Source organism: Stenotrophomonas acidaminiphila (assembly GCF_001431595.1).
In the GTDB taxonomy this organism is placed as follows: domain Bacteria; phylum Pseudomonadota; class Gammaproteobacteria; order Xanthomonadales; family Xanthomonadaceae; genus Stenotrophomonas; species Stenotrophomonas acidaminiphila.
This window is the reverse complement of sequence record NZ_LDJO01000120.1, coordinates 1-990: the sequence shown is the minus strand read 5'-3', so window position 1 is coordinate 990 and position 990 is coordinate 1. Positions and strand designations below refer to the sequence as shown.

The following is a 990-nucleotide window of genomic DNA, read 5'->3' as shown; positions in this document are numbered from 1 at the left end:
TGGGCTCGGATAGGTGTATAAGAGACAGGTGCTGGCTGAGCTTTGGCTCAAGGCGTGCAAGAAAGTCGGCCTTTTCCAGCCTGACAGGGACGACGAATGGGCATTCCTGGCACACGCTGTGGACGTGCGTGACGGCGATGAAGGTGCAGCTTCGTATCTGGCCAAGATGGACGACCAGAACAAGTGGGGCCTGTCCCATGAAATGACCAAGGGAAGCAGCAAACAGGGCCGGGCTTCTGGCTCCCATCCGTTCAAGCTTGCGGTAGAAGTTTCCACGTCCGCCTTGTTCATGGAGTACGTCACCGCGATCAAAGGATCACGCCAGCTTGTCTGGTCGCGTGGCCTGAAAGACGCCGTTGGCCTCGATGAAAAGACAGACGAGGACATTGCCCAGGAGGAAGCTACCCGTGTTACGGATCGCATCCCACTGACCCCTGATGACTGGCGAAAGGTCATCAAGGTTGATGCCCGTTATGACCTGATCCACGCTGCTGAGACTGCCGGCCATGAGGGTGTCAGGCTTGCCCTTGATGCACTGCCGGAAGTTGTCCAGGACAACGCCGATGATCAGAAACCACCCCGCCCGGTTGTTCCAGAAGTAGTGGCTACCGGGTCGGTCTTTGACTGGATTGACCGTAAGGAATCGCCCAATGCCCAAACGACACCCAGACCGCTATCTCATCCAGTCGTGGCCAAGCGGCAACGGCTTCGTTATCTACCTGGACAGGAGGACAGCCCCGAAGTGGGTTTTGACCCGGGGTATGCTTCTCAGCCCTTGCGACATTGCATGCTGTAAGGAGTGGGTTCCCAAGGGGGATTGGTACATCAGGCACCCGGTTCACGGCGTTGTCTGCTCCCCATGTGCTGACGATCTGGGCTACTACCCACCAGGTCATCCCAAGAATCCAGACTGACCCCGCTGCGGCGGGGTTTTTTTGGCATGCCAGAAAGCGTGGACGATTGCAGGATAGGCAACCGCCGTCCGTAGTG

General features: G+C 57.8%; 1 protein-coding gene. It reads left to right on the top strand.

Features of this window, described 5'->3' with window-relative positions:
• Nucleotides 1-28 precede the first annotated feature (28 nt).
• A complete protein-coding gene (locus tag ABB33_RS18730) occupies nt 29-796 on the top strand; it encodes a hypothetical protein (protein WP_152985167.1) in 768 nt (255 codons plus the stop codon).
• Nucleotides 797-990 lie beyond the last annotated feature (194 nt).